The 1,127-nt window shown below is 35.3% G+C and carries 1 protein-coding gene; it reads left to right on the top strand.

What is annotated here, in order from left to right; translation table 11 throughout:
* Nucleotides 1–119: 119 nt before the first annotated feature.
* The coding region (locus CO726_RS31000) for a Y-family DNA polymerase (protein ID WP_099686832.1) at nt 120–1,127 on the top strand (1,008 nt) is incomplete at its 3' end.

Here is a 1,127-nt window from a genome sequence, read left to right as displayed (position 1 = left end):
CTCGTATAAGAGTGTCTTTTCTTTATGCAAAAAAATTTTTTTAACAAAAACTCTTTATAAAAGAACGCAAGTTCGTATATAATAAGAACAAACGTTCTTTTAATTTAGGAGGAATCACAATGTATGACTATTCAATCCTACCGAATAGAATCATCTTATGTGTTGATCTACGAAGCTTTTACGCTTCAGTAAGCTGCATCAAAATGGGATTAGACCCTATGCATACCAAATTGGCTGTAGTAGGTGATGTGAATAGAAATGGTTCAATCGTTCTAGCTGCAACACCACCCTTAAAAGCCCTGGGCATAAAGAAGATGGCAAGGCTCTACGAGATTCCTCGAAGGAAAGATATTTTTGTTGTGAATCCGATTATGAGTACTTACATAAAATGCTCTAATTACGTAACAAAGTTAGCTTTACAATACGTTCCTTATGAGGACTTCCACCAATATAGCATCGATGAGTTTTTTATGGATATTACCGATAGTATTCATCTATTCGCTAACGATCCGTGGGAGTTCGCTTTGAAATTTAAACGTGAAATATATGACCATACTCGAATTGAATGTACGGTTGGAATTGGTCCAAACCCTTTAATGAGTAATGTCGCTTTAAATATTGAAGCTAAGAAGAACAAAGACGGGATTGCCCATTGGAAGTATGAAGATGTCCCAACTAAATTATGGAGCATACGACCACTTAATAAGTTTTGGGGTATTTCGTACAAAACAGAAGAAAAGCTGAATCGAAAAGGAATACATTCTATCGGAGATTTAGCGAACTATCCTCTTAAATATTTAAAACAGAGTTTTGGCAAGATTGGAGAGGAATTGCACCTACATAGCAATGGCATTGACTTCAGCCGTATTTCGGAAAAATACATTCCTGTTACAACTTCTATTGGAAAAAGCCAAATTCTAATGCGGGACTATATGATAGAAGAATTTCCGATTGTTCTACTGGAACACATTGAAGAAGTCTGTTATCGCCTTAGAAGACAAAACAAACTTGCTCAAACCGTTCATTTTTCTGTTGGTTATAGCAAGAGTTATAACGGTGGTATTAGAAAAACACATACTTTAAGTCGTCCGACTAACTTAACAATGGATATTTATAAGATTTGTACA

The sequence above is a fragment of the Bacillus fungorum genome, assembly GCF_002746455.1.
GTDB classification, from domain to species: Bacteria; Bacillota; Bacilli; order Bacillales; family Bacillaceae_G; genus Bacillus_A; species Bacillus_A fungorum.
Note: the sequence above shows the minus strand (reverse complement) of the source record. Positions and strands in the feature narration are given on the sequence as shown.